We start from the raw sequence: 15,864 nt of genomic DNA on the forward strand, positions 1-15,864 counted from the left end.
CGGTGGCCGTGCGTTCGCGGGTGCGGCGCAGGTAGCCGTGCGCTTCGAGTTCGCGTAGGGCGGCGGCGATGCGGGTGGGGCCCTCGGGGAAGCGGGTGGCGAGGGTCTTGATGTCGACGGCGGTGCCCGGCCGCACCGACTGGATGTGGCAGGCCAGTCCGATGGCGAGCAGGGACAGTTCCTTGTGCTGGGCCAGGTCGTTCCCGATCACCGTGAAGTTCTCGGTGTGGCGGACGTGGTCGTGGCTGACGCCGGCGAACGGCCGCCCGTCGGGGTGGTTCTTGGCCCGGATACGGGACTGGGCGGGCGCGGGCGCGCTAGGGGCGGCAGCTCACGACCGAGGCTGACGAGCCCGGGTGGGAGGTGGACCCGGACGACGAGTGGGGCGTGGCCGTCGTCGCCACCGTGGGGCGGCAACTGAAGCTGCGGCGCGAGGCGGTGGGCATGCGCGCCGGTGAGTTCGGCAAGGCGACGGGGTACGGCGAGGATCTCGTCTACAAGATCGAGAGCGGGAAGAGGATTCCCCGGCCCGAATATCTGGACAGGGCGGACGAGGTGCTGGGGGCGGGTGGGCTGCTCGCCGCGATGAAGGAGGACGTGGCCAAGGTCCGGTACCCGAAGAAGGTGCGGGACCTGGCGCAGATGGAGGCGCGGGCCGTCGAGATCGGGGTGTACGAGAACAGCAACATCGCGGGGCTGTTGCAGACTTCGGAGTACGCCAGGGCGCTACTGGAGTCGTGGCAGCCCGCCTACACGCCGGAGGACTTGGAGCGCCGCGTAGCCGCCCGTGTCGCTCGGCAGGCCGTCTTCGAACGGTGCCCTGCGCCGTCGCTGAGCTTCGTGCTGGAAGAGGGCACGCTCCGGCGCAAGGTTGGAGGCACAATGGTCCGGCGACAGCAATTCGAACGCTTGCTGGAGGTAGGGCAGTTGAGTTATGTGTTCCTCCAGGTGATGCCGTTGGACAGTGCGCCGCACCCCGGCATGAGCGGCAGGATCGAGTTGCTGAAGTTCGAGGACGGCACCGCCGTGGGGCGCTCCGACGGGGCGTTCAACGGCCGTCCCGTCACTGACCTGAGGCAGCTCCGCATTCTTGAGCTGCGGTATGGCGCCATCCGGGCGCAGGCCCTCCCACCGGAGGAGTCACTGGCCTTCGTCGACCAACTGCTGGGAGCAACATGATCCGCAAGGCTTCTGCCAGGGATGTCTCCGAACTGGCGTGGTTCAAGAGCAGCTACAGCAGTGGCCCCGACGGCGACTCCTGCGTAGAGGTCGCCACCACCTCCGGTGCCATCCACGTCCGTGACTCCAAGTACCGGGCCATCGGCCCCCGGCTCGCGCTCGCGCCGGAGGCGTGGGCGGACTTCGTGGCGTACGCGTCCGGGAGCTGACGAGGGAGGCCCGGTCAGGGCCACAGGAGTTCGCGGGTCCACGCGGTGGACGTGTGGCGGTATCGCAGGCGTACGTGGCGGCGGTGGGGTTCGCCCTGGAAGAACTCGACCTCGGTGGGGTGGAGGCGGTAGAGGGTCCAGGAGGGGGCCTCGGTGTCCGGGGCGGAGCGGGCCCGCTCCCAGGCCGACTCCGAGGCGCGCGCCAACTCCTCCAGTGAGCCGAGGACTTCGCTCTGGCGGCCGGTGAGCGCGGCGGCCAGGGCGCCCGTGGAGCGTGCGTGCAGATCGGCCTGTGCCTGCTCGGGCGGGGCGACGGCGACCGGGCCGCGCACCCGGACCTGGCGGCCCTGGAGCGGCCAGTAGAAGGCCAGCGCGGCCTCCGGGCGGGCCGCGAGGTGGCGGCCCTTGCGGCTGTGGGCGTGGGTGGCGAAGGCCCAGCCGTCGGCGTCCGCGCCGTGCAGCACCACGATCCGCACGTCCGGGCGGCCCTCCTCGTCGCAGGTCGCCAGCGACATGGTGTGCGGCTCCCGCTCCCCGGCCGCGACCGCGTCCGCGAACCACCGGGTGAACAGGGCGAGCGGTTCCCCGGGCGCCGCCCCCGGATCGAACGGCGGTAGTTCGGTCACCCCGGGCTCCCACACCCGAAGCCCCCGCAACAGCTCGTGAAGATCGGTGTCCATACCTCGAGTATCGCCGGGCCGGCGCCCCCTACCGTCCCAGCACGACCGTCCCCGACGAGCAGAACCAGCCCCCCGTGCCGGAGGCGAGGCCGAGCCGGGGCAGGGCGCCGTCGGCGCGGCGGACCTGCCGTTCGCCGGCCTCGCCGCGCAGTTGCCGTACCGCTTCCACCAGCAGGAACAGGCCGCGCATGCCCGGGTGCTGGGCGGACAGGCCGCCGCCGTCGGTGTTCACCGGCAGCCCGCCGCCCTCGACCAGCAGCCGCCCCTTCTCCACGAACGCCCCGCCCTCGCCCTTCCCGCAGAAGCCAAGGTCCTCGAGCGTCACCAGCGTCATGTAGGTGAAGGCGTCGTAGATCTCCGCGAAGTCGATCTCCCGCGGGCGCACCCCGGCCCGCTCGAAGGCGAGGCGGCCGCTCACCGCCGCCGGGGACACGGTGAAGTCCGGCCACTCGGACATCGTGGTATGGGAGACGTGCTCCCCGGTTCCGAGCACCCACACCGGGGCCGTACGGCAGTCGCGCGCGTACTCCTCGGCCGCGAGCACGACCGCCGCGCCGCCGTCCGAGCGCAGGCAGCAGTGCAGCTTGGTGAAGGGGTCCGCGATCAGCGGGCCGGACAGCACGTCGTCGACGGTGATCGGGTCGCGGAACATGGCGTCCGGGTTCAGCGCGGCGTTGGCCCGGGCCTGCACCGCCACTTCCGCCAGCTGCTCGATCGTCGTGCCGTACTCGTACATGTGCCGGTGGGCCGCCATCGCGTACTTGGCGATCAGGGTGTGGCCGTAGGGCGCCTCGAACTGCAGCGGACCCCGGTTGCCGAAGGCGAGGGTGCCGGTGCGGCGGCCCGCCCGGATGTCGGCGCGGGCGGTCGAGCCGTAGACGAGGAGCACCACGTTCGCCCGGCCCGCCGCGATCGCGTCCGCCGCGTGGGCCGCCATCACCTCCCACGTCGAACCGCCCACCGAGGTGGAGTCCACCCAGGTGGGGCGCAGGCCCAGGTACTCGGCCACCTCCACCGGGGCCAGGGTGCCGAGGCCCGCCGAGCCCAGCCCGTCCACCCGGTTCCGGTCCAGCCCGGCGTCCGCCAGCGCGCGGCGGGCAGCCTGGGCGTGCAGGGCGTACGCGGTGGAGTCGTCCACCCGTCCGCAGTCGGAGAGAGCCGCACCGACCACGGCGACCTTGCGGTTCCCGGACGTCGTCATGAATCTGACGCTACATCAGATACGAACCCCGACGGCAGTGGTCCGTGCTCTGGGCATCCGCATCCCGCCACCCTAATATGACGGTCCGTCAGTTCTGGAGGGTCGTGAGGGAGAACCATGGACGCCCGCTTCACCGCCGAGCAGGACGAGATCCGCCGCACCCTGCGCGAGCTGCTGCACAAGAGGTGCGGGCCGCAGGAGGTGCGCGCCGCCGTGGACGCCCCGGCAGGCCACGACCCGGCCCTGTGGACCGCCCTCGCCGAGCAGCTCGGCCTGCCCGGGCTCGCCCTCCCGGAGTCCTGCGGCGGCGCAGGCTGCTCCGTGACCGAACTCGCCCTCGCCTGCGAGGAGACCGGGCGGGTGCTCGCCCCCACGCCCCTGCTCGCCACCTCGGTCCTCGCCGCCCCGCTGATCCTCCGCCTCGGCACCCCCGCCCAGCGCGCCGCGCTGCTGCCCCGGGTCACCGCCGGCACGCTCACCGCCGCCCTCGCCGTGCCCGGCCCCGCCCTGACCACCGCGCTGGCGCTGACCGGCGGCAACGACGGCGACTGGGCCGGGGGCGGCCGCGCGGGCGGGGTGCAGGCGCGGCGGGCTGAGGGCGTCTGGCGGCTGTACGGGCAGGTGGACCAGGTCCTCGACGGCCACCGGGCCGGCCTGCTCGTCGTCGCCGCGCACACCGGCGGGTTCGCGCGCTCGCGCACCCTGCTCTTCCTGGTGACGGGGGACGCCGAAGGGGTCGTAAGGACCCGGCGCACCGCCCTGGACGCCACCCGCCCGCAGGGGCTCGTACAACTGCGGAACGTACGGGCGGAGTTGCTGGGCGGCGACGAGGGAGACAGTGAAGGGACCGAGGTACTGGGCGCCCTCGCCGGCACCGGTGACGCGGCCGCCGCCGTGCTCGCCTGCGAGGCGGTCGGCGCGGCGGACCGGGCGCTGGAGCTGACCGTGGAGTACGTCAAGCAGCGCCGGCAGTTCGGCCGGGCCGTCGGCTCCTTCCAGGCCGTCAAGCACCGGCTGGCCGATGTGTACGTGCAGGTCCAGGCCGCCCGCTCGGCCGCCTGCTACGCGGCCTGGGCGGCGGCCGGCCACGGCGAACGCGTCGGCGGCCTGGCGCTCGCCCAGGCGCTCCAGGCGCTGCGGCTCGCCGCCGGCGAGGCGATCCAGCTGCACGGTGGGATCGGCTTCACCTGGGAACACGAGGCACACCTGTATTTCAAGCGGGCCGCGGGCGACGAGCTGCTGTTCGGCCCCGTGCACCGGCTGCGGGCGCACGCCGCCCGCACGGCCGGGCTGTTCGAACGGCGGGAGGTGGCGGTGTGAGGATCCAGGACGGCACGCGGCGGACCGTGCAGAAGGTCTCCTCCACGCGCGCCTTCGCCCGGCTCGCCCCGCACGTCGTCCCCGCCCTGGACCGCGCGGTCCACCGGCTCAGCGGCGGGCGGACGCTGCTCAGCGCCGGCATGCTGCCCGCCCTGGTCCTCACCACCACCGGGGCACGCAGCGGACTGGCCCGCCGCACGCCCCTGGCCTGCGTCCCGGAGGCGGACGGGCGCGGCTGGCTCCTGATCGGCTCCAACTTCGGGCGGCCGGGACACCCGGCCTGGAGTCACAACCTGCTCGCCCACCCCGACGCCGAGGTCAGCCTGCGGGGCGAGGACTTCCCGGTGCGGGCGGTGCTGCTGACCGGTGAGGAGCGGGCGGCCGCCTGGCGGACCGCGCTCGCCCTGTGGCCGCCGTACGCCGCGTACCAGGCGCGGGTCACCCGGGAGATCCGCGTCTTCCGGATCGTAAGAAGGTAATTGCCATGCGTCGCGGCGAGGCGCCGCACGTCACAGCGTCGCCAGCCGCTCCACCAGCAACAACGCCCCGATGCCCAGCATCGCCGCGCCCGACGTCCGGGTGACCGCGCGGGCGGCGGCCGGGCGCGCCCGCAGCACCGCGCGGGCCAGGGTGCCGACCGTCAGGTAGACGGCGGCGCAGCACGCCATGTGCAGGAGGCCGAGGGCGGCCGTCTGCGCGGCGACCGGCAGCCGGGCGCCCCGGGTGGTGAGGAACTGCGGCAGGACGGAGAGGTAGAGCAGCAGGCCCTTGGGGTTCAGGCCGCTGATCGTGGCGCCGCGCAGGAAGACGCGGGGCGCGGTCGCGGCGGGGGCCTCCGCGTCCGCCTCCGCCGCCGGCACGGCCGCCGGCCGGCGCAGCACGCTCCAGCCGAGCCACACCAGGTAGCCGGCGCCCGCCGCCGTCAGGGCGGTGAGCAGTTCCGGCGAGCCCGCGACCAGGACCGCGAGACCGGCGGCGGCCAGCAGGGTGTGCAGGGCGTAGCCGGCGACGAGCCCGCCCACCGCCACCGCGACCGAGCGGTTCCTCAGTCCGGCCGCGACGGCGTACGCCCAGTCGGCGCCCGGCACACAGACCAGCAGGAGGTCGACGGCGAGGAAGGAGAGAAGCGTTCCGGCGTGCATGGCGGGAACAATAGGCGCGATCGGCGCGAAAGTGTTCCTTAAGTTTGCCCACAGGTCGCCTTTGGCGAGGATAATCTTCCCCGTGGACGACATGGACCGGAAAATCCTTGCCGAGCTCCAGCAGGACGGGCGGCTGACCGTGACGGAGCTGGCCGCGCGGGTGCGGCTGAGCGTCTCGCCCTGCCATCGGCGGCTGCGCGAGCTGGAGCGGTCGGGGGCGGTGCGCGGGTACCGGGCGGTGGTGGACCCGGCCGCCGTGGGGCTGACCTTCGAGGCGCTGGTCTTCGTCTCGATGCGCCAGGAGGACCGGGACACGGTCGAGGAGTTCGAGCGCGCGGTCGGCGAGGTGGAGCACGTACTGGAGGCGCAGCGGCTCTTCGGCGACCCGGACTATCTGCTCCGGGTGGCCACGGCCGACCTCGCCGCCTTCCAGCGCCTTTACGACGAACGGCTCGCCACCCTGCCGGGCGTCCAGCGGCTCACCTCCACCCTGGTGATGAAGCACGTGGTCAAGGACCGGCCGTTGCCTTCCTGACGTTTCGCGACCTTTCGCAACGTTTCTCGAAGTTTTTCGACGTTTTCCGGCATTTCCCGACGCCGTCGGCGCCCGTCCGGTGGGGGCTGGTCATGCGACGTGGTCGCGGCGGTCGCATGCTGTGAGTGCCGGGCTGTTGTCGTGGATGGGCAGGTGGCGGGTATGGCGACGGTGGCGGGAGCGCGGCGGGTGCTTGCCCCGCTGGCGTTGGCGCAGTTCATCTGCAGCTTCGCCGGCTCGAACATGAACGTGATGATCAACGACATCAGCAAGGACCTGGACACCACCGTGCAGGGCGTGCAGGTGGCGATCACGGTCTTCCTGCTGGTGATGGCCGCGCTGATGATTCCGGGCGGGAAGCTGACCGACAAGTGGGGCCGCAAGCGCTGCCTGCTGGCGGGGCTGGTGGTGTACGGGGTGGGGGCGGTGCTCAGCGCGGCCGCCCCGGGGCTGGGTGTGCTGATCCTCGGGAACTCGATCCTGGAGGGCGTGGGCACGGCGTTGCTGATCCCGCCGGTCTACATCCTGACCACGCTGCTGTTCACCGGCACCGCGTCCCGGGCGCGCGCGTTCGGCGCGATCATGGCGATGGGCGGCATCGGGGCGGCCGCCGGTCCGCTGATCGGCGGGCTGATCACGAGCGCGATCAGCTGGCGGGCCGCGTTCGTGTTCCAGGCACTGGTGATCGTGGTGATCGTGGTGCTCAGCCGCGGACTCGCCGATCCGCTGCCGCCCGACCCGGCCCGGCCCTTCGACACGGTCGGGGCCGTGCTGTCGGCGGCGGGCCTGGTGCTGCTGGTGACCGGCATCCTGGCCGTCGACAACAACGGCTGGCTGGCGCTGGGCCTGCTGCTGGCCGGTGCGCTGGTGCTGGCGGGCTTCCTCGCCTGGGTGCGCGGCCGGGAACGCGCCGGCCGTGAGGCGCTGCTGTCGACCGCGCTGTTCCGCGACCGCACCTCGAACCTCGGCCTGGTCACCCAGAACACGCAGTGGCTGATGCTTATGGGCGTCTCGTTCACCGTCGCCGCCTATCTGCAGGTCGTCCGCGGCTACGACGCGATCGAGACCGGCGTGATCTTCACCGCCGCGACCCTCGGCATCCTCGCCTCCTCGCTCGCCGCCGGGAAACTGGCCCGGCTGCACACCCAGCGCGGCCTGATCATGACGGGCTTCGTGGTGGCGATCGCCGGTGTCGCCGTGCTCCTGGCCCTGGTTCCCTGGAAACCCGGCGCCTGGGCGTTCGCCCCTGGACTTCTGCTCATCGGACTGGGACTGGGCGTGATGCTCACCCCGTCGGTGAACGTGGTCCAGTCGTGCTTCCCCGAGGCGCGGCAGGGCGAGATCTCCGGCCTCTCGCGCAGCGTCTCCAACCTCGGTTCCTCGCTCGGCACGGCCGTGGCGGGCACGATCCTGGTGGCGGGGCTCAGCAAGGGCGCGTACGCGGCGGCGATGGCGGCACTCGCGGTCGTCGGCCTCGGCGGACTGACCGCCGCCGCCCTGCTTCCGCGCACCCCTCGGGCCGCGGCCACCGGCGCCGCGACGGCGCCGCCGCCCGAGGCGTCGCGGCAGTGACCCCGAGGCCTCGGGGGACTCCGTGCATCTGCGGGACTTCGGCCGGCTCGACGGGGCGCAGACGGCGGCAGGCGGCGGCCCGCTGCACGGACCGCCGCCTGCCTGACAGGACTTGGGGGAAAGGAACCCGGGACGGGGCTATCTCGTCGGCTTGCGGCCGGTGATGCCCAGGTAGACCAACAGGGCGAGGTTCGGCTTGAGTTCGGCCTGCTTCACGCCCCAGGAGGAGAAGCCCTTCTGGTGGGAGGCTACCGCTGCGAGCATGGCGACCAGGGAACCGGCGATCGCGGCCGGGTTCACGTCCTTGTCGACCCTGCCCTTGGACTGGAGTTCGGCGACCGAATCCGCGAGGGAGTTGTTCACGGCGTTCAGGATCTTCATGCGGAGCTTGTAGAAGCGCTTGTCGCCCTCGGCCGCCCCGAGGTCGACCACGCGCAGGATCGCGTCGTGCTTGCGCCAGAACTCCAGGAAGCCGTCGACGAGTTCCTGCGCGGTCTGCCAGCCCGCCTTGCCGGCCCACGAGCGGCCCTCCAGCAGCTCGGTCAACCCGGCTCCCTCGGCGGCCATTTGCTCGGCGATCTCGAGGACTGCGCCCTCGACGTCCGGGAAGTACTGGTAGAAGGTGGCCGGCGAAGTTCCCGCCTTGCGGGCCACGTCGATGACCTTGACGTCCCGGTAGGGGGAGGAGCTGAGCATCTCGCTGAGGCAGTCGAGCAGCTTCTGCCGGGTCGCCTGCCCACGCCGGCCGGCCACGCGGCCGTCGACGGTACGCACTTGTCCTGTCATGCCGTCAGCTTACCGAGGGGTGATCGGAGCGCGATTCGGCCGACTGCAAATGGGGTGCACGGGTGTGGAGAGGCTGGTGTGCCTGGTCTGCGGCCCGCGGGCGGCCCGGTTAGGTTGACCGCATGGCCGAAAACAGGGCATCCGCATACACAGAGGGCGTCCCGTGCTGGGTGGACGCGCAGCTTCCCGACGTAGAGGCGGGCAAGCGTTTCTACGGTGAGCTCTTCGGGTGGACCTTCGAGGAGAAGGCGGCGTACGGCAGCTTCGTACTGGCACGCCTGGACGCCAGGCCCGTAGCCGCGCTCGCGCCGAAGACGGACGGCCGGATGCCCACCGTCTGGACCGTGTACTTCTCCACCCCGGACGCCCCGGCGCTGGCCGGGCGGATCCGCGCGGAGGGCGGCCAGGTCGTCGGCGAACCCCGCGAGGTCGGCGACTTCGGCACCGCCGCCCTCGCCGCCGACCCGGAAGGGGCGGTCTTCGGCCTGTGGCAGCCGGGCAGCCACCCCGGCTTCGGCCGCCGCCACGAGCCGGGCACCTTCGCCTGGGCCCAGCTCTACGCCCGGGACACCGGCGCGGCCAACGCCTTCTACGGCGGTCTCTTCCACGACGCCCTCTTCGGCCGGGACGCCGAGCCCGACTTCGGCCGCGCGCCCGTCACGGACGTCTTCCCGCCCGAGATGCCGCCCCACTTCCTCGTCCACTTCCGCGTCGACGACGCCGAGGCGGCCCTGGGGGCCGTGAGCCGGCTGGGCGGCCGGGTGCAGGTGTCACCCTTCGAGACGTCCTACGGAACCGTGGCCGTCGTCGCCGACAATCAGGGGGCGTCCTTCGCCGTACTGCAGAGGTGACAGCCGTCATCCGTGCGGAAAGCGGGGGATTGCGGGGATTTTGCGGCAGGACATCCCGATTCGTCGCCGGGTTCGCAACCAGTGCCCGGGACAGGAAGAATCGGGGTGCGTGCCGCCACGGCGGTGCGGTGGTGAGACGCTGCACGGGGGTCGCGTACATATGTGGGTGACGCGGCTCGTACGGGGAGGTGGCAGGCAAGTGGTGGATCAGCTGACGCAGCACGATCCGCGGCGGATCGGGCCGTTCGAGGTGCTGGGACGGCTGGGTGCCGGCGGCATGGGGCTGGTCTATCTCGCGCGCTCGGCGTCCGGCCGGCGCGTGGCGATCAAGACGGTCCGCACCGAGCTGGCCGAGGACCAGCTGTTCCGGGTCCGCTTCACGCGCGAGGTCGAGGCCGCGCGGGCGGTCTCGGGCTTCTACACGGCCGCCGTCGTCGACGCCGACCCGCGCGCGGCCGTGCCGTGGCTCGCCACCGCCTACGTGCCCGCGCCCTCCCTCGAGGAGATAGTGACCGAGTGCGGGCCGCTGCCGGTGCAGGCGGTGCGCTGGCTCGCGGCGGGCGTCGCTGAGGCCCTGCAGTCCATCCACGGCGCCGGGCTGGTCCACCGCGACCTGAAGCCGTCCAACGTCCTCGTCGTCGAGGACGGCCCCCGGGTGATCGACTTCGGCATCGCCTCGGGTGTCTCGAACACCCGGCTGACCATGACGAACGTCGCCGTCGGCACCCCCGCGTACATGTCCCCCGAGCAGGCCAAGGACTCCCGCAGCGTCACCGGCGCGAGCGACGTCTTCTCGCTCGGCTCCATGCTGGTCTTCGCCGCCACCGGCCACCCGCCCTTCCACGGCGCCAACCCGGTCGAGACGGTCTTCATGCTGCTGCGCGAGGGTCCCGACCTGGAGGGCCTGCCGGACGAGCTGCGCCCGCTGATCGAGTCCTGCATGCAGATGGACGTCCCGGGCCGCCCCACCCCGGCCGACCTCCAGGCCCAGCTCGCCCCGCACCTGTTCGGCTCCGGCTCCGACGACAGCGGCACCGCCTCCGCCTGGCTGCCCGAGCGCGCGGTGGGCCTGATCGAGTCCCGCCGCGGCGGCCGACCGGCCGGCCGGCCCGCGCCCGGCCCGCGCAGCGGCGGCCGGCCCCAGGTCCCGCCGCCCCCCTCGCACGACCCGGTCGTCCCGGCGCCGCCCGTGCCCGTGCCGGCCGGCGGCGACTCCGGGCCGGTGCGGCTGGCCGGCGCCCAGGTGCCGATCGGCCCCGGACCGCGCGTCGCCGACGCCCGCGCGGCCGCCGTCAAGGCGCCTCCGCCCGAGGCCGGCCTCGCCGCCACCTGGTCCAGGCCCCGTCCCGGCGTGAACGGCGCCGACCCCGCCCTGACGGCCGCACCTGCCGTGCCCCCGGAGACCGCCTCGGGCTGGCGCCCCTGGCGCTTCCGCATGTCCAACGACGTCTGGGGCACCCCCTCCGTCGCCGGAGACCTCGTCTACGTCACCTCCTTCGAGGTGCACGCCCTGGACGTGGCCACCGGCCGGCGCCGCTTCAAGACGCGGGACGTGGCCTGGTCGATGGCGGTCGCCGACGGCCGCGTGCACGCCTCCGACGGACCCACCCTGTTCGCCCTGGACGCCCGCGAGGGCTCCGACCTGTGGCGGGTGCAGACGGACGCCTGGGTGTACTCGCTCAAGGCCGACCGGGGCACCGTCGTCACCGGCACCCGCGGCGGCGGCGTACAGGCCTGGGAGGCGGCCGGCGGCCAGAAGCTGTGGGAGATCTCCGGCTGCCAGAGCGACTTCGAGTCCCCCGAGGCCGGCCCCGCCGTCCACGACGGCACGGTCTACGTCTGGCAGGACGCCCGGCTGCGCGCCCTGGAGGCGCGCACCGGCGAGGAGCGCTGGTCGTACCCCATCGGCGACGCGGCCTCCTGCGGCGGTGTCCCGGTCCGCCTCACCCCGGCCCCCGACGGCTACGTCTACGTCTCGGCCGGCACCCGCGTGGTCGCCCTGGACATCGCGAGCGGCCGGGTCCGCTGGCACTTCGAGGCGCCCGCGGTCTTCCTCTGCCCGCCCGCCTTCGCCCCGGGCCCGGCCGTCACCGGCGGCGGCATCTACCTCGCCGACTACCTGGGCACGGTCTACGCCCTCGACGCCACCGACGGCCGCGACCGCTGGCGCATCGCCACCGAGTCCCGCGCCTCGATCGACCCGGTGCTGGTGGCGGCGGGCCACGTCCACGTGGGCAGCGGCAAGGGCCTCTACACCCTGGACGCGGTGACCGGCACGCCCAAGTGGCGCTTCCAGTCCGGCGGAGAGATCGTCGGCTCCCCGGCGGTCGCCGAGGGCCGTATCCACTTCGGCTCCACCGACCACCTGCTCTACACCCTCAAGGCCGACGACGGCCGGCTGCGCTGGAAGCTGGCCACCGGCGGTGAGATCACCGGCTCCCCGGTGGTCAGGGACGGCGTGGTGTACGCGTGCAGCAAGGACCGCTGCGTGTACGCGCTGGACGCGGAGAAGGGGACCGGGACGGCCCGCACCGCGTGAGGCGCGGGCCCGGCCGGGTTTGGTGACGGCCGTCGTACGGGTTCACGGAAGGGCTCGGACGGCGGCCGTCGGTCCTGGTGAGCGGCCGGTTCCTCACCGCTCGTACCCAAGACGCTACCCTTCGTGCGCCCCCCTCGCCACACGAGCCCGAAGGCCCGCCCGGTGCGCCGATAGGGTGATCGCATGAAGACATGGGGGCGCAGGGTCAGGTTCACGGCGGTGCTGGCGGTGGTGGTGCTCGCGCTCACCGGTTTCTCGCGCTCGCACTCGCACAGCAGGCACCGCAGCGGCGGCGGGAGCGGCGGGGGCGGATGCAGCAGCTCCCGCCAGGACCACGACACCTCCACCTCGTCCGGCGGTACGTCCACGGGCCGTTCGCACACGGACGGGGCGTACACCGGCGGGAGCTACGGCGGCCGGCCCACGCACCGCGCGACCGCGACGCCCTCCGGCGGCCGGGGGACGGCGCAGCCGCTCCAGGACGCGGTGGCGCGGCTGGTGAGCTGCGCCACCGGCAAGAAGCCGTACACGACCGCCGAGGTGCGCAACCCCAATGACCGCGACGGGTCGTTCGGCGTCCAGGTCACCTTCCTGGACCGGGACGGCGCCGAACTCGGCCGGCGGTACGTGGTGACCAAGGTGTCCGCGAGGGCGACCAGGACGCTCCGGGTGGACGCGGACGCGGATGTGCTCGCTCGCCTCGACCACTGCGAGGTGGCCCGCGCGGCAGCCGCCGTTCGCTGAGGGCGGCTGACGGCGGCCGACGGGACTGACTGCCGCTCAGCGCACCCGGAAGTCCCCGCCCCGCCGCCCCGCGAAGAGCTCCGCCTGCCGCGCGGGCGGCAGGTTGCCGAGCGCGATCAGGTGCGGCGCCTGCGCGTACGCCTGCGCGCGTGCGGCCTCCCCGGCCGCCCACAGCGCCCGTACGGTGCCCTGCACCGCCTCGGCCGGATACCCGGCGATGACGGACGCGCAGCGCACGGCGGCCGTCAACGCCCCGCCCGCCTCCGTCAGTTCGGAGACGAGGCCCACCTGGTGGGCGCGGTGGGCGGAGATCCGTTCGGCCGTGCCCATGAGCATCATCCGCGCGGCCTCCCCGTAGGGCATCCGCCCGGCCATCAGCACGGACTCGTAGGCGCTGACCATGCCGTAGGCGGTGTGCGGGTCGAAGAAGACCGCGGTGGTGTCGGCGACGACGAAGTCGCTCTCGCCGAGCAGGTAGAAGGCGCCCCCGCAGGCCATTCCGCGCACGGCGGCGACGACCGGCTTCCACAGGTCGTTCGCCTTGGGCCCGATCCGCAGCAGCGGGTCGTCCAGCATGTACGGGGAGGCGGGCTGCGGCACCACCGCGTCCCGGTCGATGCCCGTGCAGAACGCCCGCTCGCCGGCCCCGGTGAGCACGACCGCCCGTACCGAGTCGTCGAAGCGCAACGCCCGCCAGCACGCGGTCAGTTCGGCGGCCAGGGTGAGGTCGATCGCGTTGAGCCGGTCCGGCCGGTCCAGGGTGACGACGGCGACGCCGGTGTCGTCGTCGGTGCGGACGCCGAGGCTCATGGGCGCTCCAGGACCCACTGCGGCAGACCGGTTCCGTCGAAGACGGCCTCGACCCGCGCGCCGATCCCGATGCGCTCCGGGGGCACGGAGTCGAGCCGCGCGCCCGCCTCGCTCACGACGTTGCCGACGAGCCGGACGCGCGGGTGGTCGGCGAGTTCGACGACGACCACGTTGTACGGCGCCTGCTCGGCGTAGTCCGGCAGCAGGGGCGGGTGCGGCACGACGTGGGACCAGATCCGCCCGCGCCCCGAGGCCGCGCGCCACTCGCTCGCGAAGGACCGGCAGTGCGGGCAGCAGGGGCGGGGCGGGAAGCGGACCTCGCCGCAGTCGGCGCAGGCCTGCACGCGCAGTTCACCCCGGGCGGCGTACTCCCAGAAGGGGGCGCCGTCGGCGTCGGTGACGGGCTCGAGCATGTCGGTCTCCTCAGTTCGTCAGCAGCAGGGCGGAGGTGGGGACGCCCTCGCCGGCCGTGACCAGGCAGGTGGCGGCTCCCGGGACCTGTGCGGTGCTGGTGCCGCGCAACTGCTTCACGCCCTCGTTGATGAGGTTGAAGCCGTGGACGTAGGCCTCCGACAGCCCGCCGCCCCCGGTGTTGAGGGGGAGCCGCCCGCCGGTCTCCAGGGCGCCGCCCTCGGTGAACGCCCCGCCCTCGCCCCGGCCGCAGAAGCCGTAGCCCTCCAGGGAGAGCGGTATGAGGGCGGTGAACGCGTCGTAGATCTGCGCCACGTCGACGTCCTCGGGGGTGAGATCGGCGTGCTTCCACAGGTGGCGGGCGGCGGCCCAGGAGGGTCCGCTGAGCGGGTCGTCGTTCCAGTAGTTGACCATGCCGTGGTGCTGGGCGGGCAGGCCCTGGGCGGCCGCGTGGACGAGGACGGGGCGGTGCCGGCAGTCGCGGGCGCGCTCCCGGCTCACCACCACGCAGGCCAACGCGCCGTCCGTCTCCAGGCAGTTGTCGTAGAGGCAGAGCGGCTCGCTGATCCACCGCGAGGTCATGTACATCTCGCGGGTGAGCGGGCGGTCGTACATGATCGCGGCCGGGTTCTGGTTGGCGCGGTTGCGGCAGGCGAGGGCGACGTTGAAGAGGTGGTCGCGGGTGGCCCCGTACTCGTGCATGTAGCGCCGCGCGAGCACGGCTATCTCGTCAACCGGCCGCAGCAGTCCGAAGGGGCGGGTCCACTGGGCGGGCGTGGGCAGTTGCGCGGTCGTACTGGTCCAGGGGCGGGGCCCGCTGCCGCGTTTGCGCGAGCGCCAGGCGACGCCGACGGTGGCCTGGCCGGCGGTGACGGCGGCGGCGAGGTGGGCGACGGTCGCGCACGAACCGCCTCCGCCGTAGCCCACCTTGCTGAAGAAGGTGAGGTCGCCGAGGCCGAGGGCCTTGGCCAGCTCCACCTCGTCGGTCTCCTCCATGGTGTAGGAGGCGAGAGCGTCGACCTCGCCGGGGTCGATGCCGGCGTCGTCGAGGGCGGCGAGCACGGCCCGGCAGGCGAGGGTTCGTTCGTCCTCCGGGAGGTGTCTGGCGAAGGGCGTCTGCCCGATCCCGACGATGGCCGTGGCGTCCTTGAGACCGGGTCCTGGCATGCGCGCACCTCCGCTGGCTGCCGGCTTCCGCCGTGGCTGACAGCCCGTCAGGTTACCGCTAATCTGACGACCAGTCAGGTACGGGTGTCGTTGCGTTCGGGAGGCCGGCGGTGCGCGGTGACGAGGAGTGGGGCGGCATCCCCGGGCTGGTCCGTGCGGCTGCCCGGCGGTACGGGGACACCGAGGCGGTGGTGGAGGGCCGTACCCGCGTCTCGTACGCGGAGCTCGGCGCGCGGGTGGAGCGCGCGGCGGCGGCCTGCCTGGCGCGCGGGGTCGGAACCGGCGACCGGGTGGCCATCTGGGCGCCGAACTCGCTGGACTGGATGGTCGCGGCCCTGGGCGCGGTGTCGGCGGGCGCGGTGCTCGTCCCGCTGAACACCCGCTTCAAGGGCGGTGAGGCGGCGTACGTGCTGCGGCGCAGCGGTGCGCGGCTGCTGTTCGTGACCGGCACCTTCCTCGGCACCTCCTACGTCGCCTCGCTGCGCAGGGCGGCGGGGGAGGGGCCCGGCGAGGGGCCGCTGCCGGCGCTGCCCGCGCTGGAGGAGGTGGTGGTGCTCTCGGACGACGCCCCGGCCGACTTCCGCACCTGGAAGGACTTCCTGGCGGGCGGGGACGCGGTGAGCGCGGCGCGGGTGCGGGAGCGGGCCGCCTCGGTGACCGGGGACATGCCCTCGGACATCGTCTTCACCTCGGGCACGACCGGCCGGCCCAAGGGGGC

The 15,864-nt window shown here is 73.5% G+C and carries 17 protein-coding genes and 1 pseudogene; 10 read left to right on the plus strand and 8 right to left on the minus strand.

The genetic code is table 11. The features are described 5' to 3' along the window. Window positions 1-292: pseudogene (locus IE249_RS37745) on the minus strand (helix-turn-helix domain-containing protein); the annotation flags it as partial. A gap of 71 nt (window positions 293-363) precedes the next feature. On the opposite strand from IE249_RS37745, the gene IE249_RS18620 reads away from it, so the two are divergent. Next, the gene (locus IE249_RS18620) at window positions 364-1,179 is read left to right on the plus strand and encodes a helix-turn-helix domain-containing protein (protein WP_189705951.1); all 816 of its coding nucleotides are present in this window, start codon (window positions 364-366) and stop codon (window positions 1,177-1,179) included. Next, window positions 1,176-1,388 carry a DUF397 domain-containing protein gene (locus IE249_RS18625; RefSeq protein ID WP_189705952.1) on the plus strand — a complete coding sequence of 71 codons (213 nt, stop codon included), beginning with the start codon at window positions 1,176-1,178 and terminating at the stop codon, window positions 1,386-1,388. Before IE249_RS18620 ends, IE249_RS18625 begins: the two co-directional genes overlap by 4 nt. 14 nt (window positions 1,389-1,402) lie before the next feature. On the opposite strand, the gene IE249_RS18630 is transcribed toward IE249_RS18625, so the two are convergent. Continuing rightward, window positions 1,403-2,068 carry a pyridoxine/pyridoxamine 5'-phosphate oxidase gene (locus tag IE249_RS18630; protein ID WP_189705953.1) on the minus strand — a complete coding sequence of 222 codons (666 nt, stop codon included), beginning with the start codon at window positions 2,066-2,068 and terminating at the stop codon, window positions 1,403-1,405. A 28-nt stretch (window positions 2,069-2,096) separates the two neighbouring features. Further along, window positions 2,097-3,269, minus strand: a complete 1,173-nt coding sequence (locus tag IE249_RS18635) for a thiolase C-terminal domain-containing protein (RefSeq protein ID WP_189705954.1) — start codon at window positions 3,267-3,269, stop codon at window positions 2,097-2,099. Between the two features lie 117 nt (window positions 3,270-3,386). Here IE249_RS18635 and IE249_RS18640 point away from each other — a divergent pair, with 117 nt between their 5' ends. Next, a complete protein-coding gene (locus tag IE249_RS18640; protein WP_189705955.1) occupies window positions 3,387-4,589 on the plus strand; it encodes an acyl-CoA dehydrogenase family protein in 1,203 nt (400 codons plus the stop codon). Further along, complete coding sequence (locus IE249_RS18645; RefSeq protein WP_373304413.1) at window positions 4,586-5,068, plus strand: nitroreductase family deazaflavin-dependent oxidoreductase; 483 nt, start codon at window positions 4,586-4,588, stop codon at window positions 5,066-5,068. Before IE249_RS18640 ends, IE249_RS18645 begins: the two co-directional genes overlap by 4 nt. 30 nt (window positions 5,069-5,098) lie before the next feature. Here the strand turns inward: IE249_RS18645 and IE249_RS18650 are convergent, their stop codons facing one another. Further along, window positions 5,099-5,731, minus strand: coding sequence for a LysE family translocator (locus IE249_RS18650; protein ID WP_189705956.1), 633 nt, complete (start codon window positions 5,729-5,731; stop codon window positions 5,099-5,101). Between the two features lie 82 nt (window positions 5,732-5,813). On the opposite strand from IE249_RS18650, the gene IE249_RS18655 reads away from it, so the two are divergent. Together IE249_RS18655 and IE249_RS18660 are read left to right on the plus strand one after the other, a co-directional pair. Next, complete coding sequence (locus IE249_RS18655; protein ID WP_189705957.1) at window positions 5,814-6,266, plus strand: Lrp/AsnC family transcriptional regulator; 453 nt, start codon at window positions 5,814-5,816, stop codon at window positions 6,264-6,266. A gap of 162 nt (window positions 6,267-6,428) precedes the next feature. Beyond that, entirely contained in the window at window positions 6,429-7,838 is a 1,410-nt protein-coding gene (locus IE249_RS18660) for an MFS transporter (protein ID WP_189705958.1), read from the plus strand. A gap of 138 nt (window positions 7,839-7,976) precedes the next feature. On the opposite strand, the gene IE249_RS18665 is transcribed toward IE249_RS18660, so the two are convergent. Then, window positions 7,977-8,612, minus strand: coding sequence for a TetR family transcriptional regulator (locus tag IE249_RS18665; RefSeq protein ID WP_189706027.1), 636 nt, complete (start codon window positions 8,610-8,612; stop codon window positions 7,977-7,979). Window positions 8,613-8,746: 134 nt separating this feature from the next. On the opposite strand from IE249_RS18665, the gene kbpA reads away from it, so the two are divergent. The 3 genes from kbpA to IE249_RS18680 all read left to right on the plus strand — a co-directional run bounded on the left by kbpA (window position 8,747) and on the right by IE249_RS18680 (window position 12,758). After that, a complete protein-coding gene (gene kbpA / locus IE249_RS18670; RefSeq protein ID WP_189705959.1) occupies window positions 8,747-9,475 on the plus strand; it encodes an AfsK-binding protein KbpA in 729 nt (242 codons plus the stop codon). 199 nt (window positions 9,476-9,674) lie between these two features. Then, entirely contained in the window at window positions 9,675-12,014 is a 2,340-nt protein-coding gene (locus IE249_RS18675) for a serine/threonine-protein kinase (RefSeq protein WP_189705960.1), read from the plus strand. Between the two features lie 183 nt (window positions 12,015-12,197). Next, window positions 12,198-12,758 (plus strand): hypothetical protein, encoded by a 561-nt coding sequence (locus tag IE249_RS18680; RefSeq protein WP_189705961.1) that lies wholly within the window; start codon window positions 12,198-12,200, stop codon window positions 12,756-12,758. A 36-nt stretch (window positions 12,759-12,794) separates the two neighbouring features. Here the strand turns inward: IE249_RS18680 and IE249_RS18685 are convergent, their stop codons facing one another. The 3 genes from IE249_RS18685 to IE249_RS18695 are packed head-to-tail and all read right to left on the minus strand — an operon-like array spanning window position 12,795 to window position 15,146. Next, window positions 12,795-13,568 (minus strand): enoyl-CoA hydratase/isomerase family protein, encoded by a 774-nt coding sequence (locus IE249_RS18685; protein WP_189705962.1) that lies wholly within the window; start codon window positions 13,566-13,568, stop codon window positions 12,795-12,797. Beyond that, the gene (locus tag IE249_RS18690; RefSeq protein ID WP_189705963.1) at window positions 13,565-13,981 is read right to left on the minus strand and encodes a Zn-ribbon domain-containing OB-fold protein; all 417 of its coding nucleotides are present in this window, start codon (window positions 13,979-13,981) and stop codon (window positions 13,565-13,567) included. Before IE249_RS18690 ends, IE249_RS18685 begins: the two co-directional genes overlap by 4 nt. Before the next feature lie 10 nt (window positions 13,982-13,991). Continuing rightward, window positions 13,992-15,146 carry a lipid-transfer protein gene (locus IE249_RS18695; protein WP_189705964.1) on the minus strand — a complete coding sequence of 385 codons (1,155 nt, stop codon included), beginning with the start codon at window positions 15,144-15,146 and terminating at the stop codon, window positions 13,992-13,994. A 110-nt stretch (window positions 15,147-15,256) separates the two neighbouring features. On the opposite strand from IE249_RS18695, the gene IE249_RS37750 reads away from it, so the two are divergent. Beyond that, on the plus strand, window positions 15,257-15,864 hold a 608-nt coding region (locus tag IE249_RS37750), incomplete at its 3' end, for an AMP-binding protein (protein WP_229858788.1).

It is taken from the genome of Streptomyces anandii JCM 4720, assembly GCF_014650655.1.
GTDB lineage: Bacteria > Actinomycetota > Actinomycetes > Streptomycetales > Streptomycetaceae > Streptomyces > Streptomyces anandii.

Coding starts and splice junctions, on each gene's coding strand:
- IE249_RS18625 (WP_189705952.1), top strand. CDS start 1,176: ATGATCCGCAAGGCTTCTGCCAGGGATGTCTCCGAACTGGCGTGGTTC.
- IE249_RS18630 (WP_189705953.1), bottom strand. CDS start 2,068: ATGGACACCGATCTTCACGAGCTGTTGCGGGGGCTTCGGGTGTGGGAG.
- IE249_RS18635 (WP_189705954.1), bottom strand. CDS start 3,269: ATGACGACGTCCGGGAACCGCAAGGTCGCCGTGGTCGGTGCGGCTCTC.
- IE249_RS18640 (WP_189705955.1), top strand. CDS start 3,387: ATGGACGCCCGCTTCACCGCCGAGCAGGACGAGATCCGCCGCACCCTG.
- IE249_RS18650 (WP_189705956.1), bottom strand. CDS start 5,731: ATGCACGCCGGAACGCTTCTCTCCTTCCTCGCCGTCGACCTCCTGCTG.
- IE249_RS18660 (WP_189705958.1), top strand. CDS start 6,429: ATGGCGACGGTGGCGGGAGCGCGGCGGGTGCTTGCCCCGCTGGCGTTG.
- kbpA (WP_189705959.1), top strand. CDS start 8,747: ATGGCCGAAAACAGGGCATCCGCATACACAGAGGGCGTCCCGTGCTGG.
- IE249_RS18680 (WP_189705961.1), top strand. CDS start 12,198: ATGAAGACATGGGGGCGCAGGGTCAGGTTCACGGCGGTGCTGGCGGTG.
- IE249_RS18685 (WP_189705962.1), bottom strand. CDS start 13,568: ATGAGCCTCGGCGTCCGCACCGACGACGACACCGGCGTCGCCGTCGTC.
- IE249_RS18690 (WP_189705963.1), bottom strand. CDS start 13,981: ATGCTCGAGCCCGTCACCGACGCCGACGGCGCCCCCTTCTGGGAGTAC.
- IE249_RS18695 (WP_189705964.1), bottom strand. CDS start 15,146: ATGCCAGGACCCGGTCTCAAGGACGCCACGGCCATCGTCGGGATCGGG.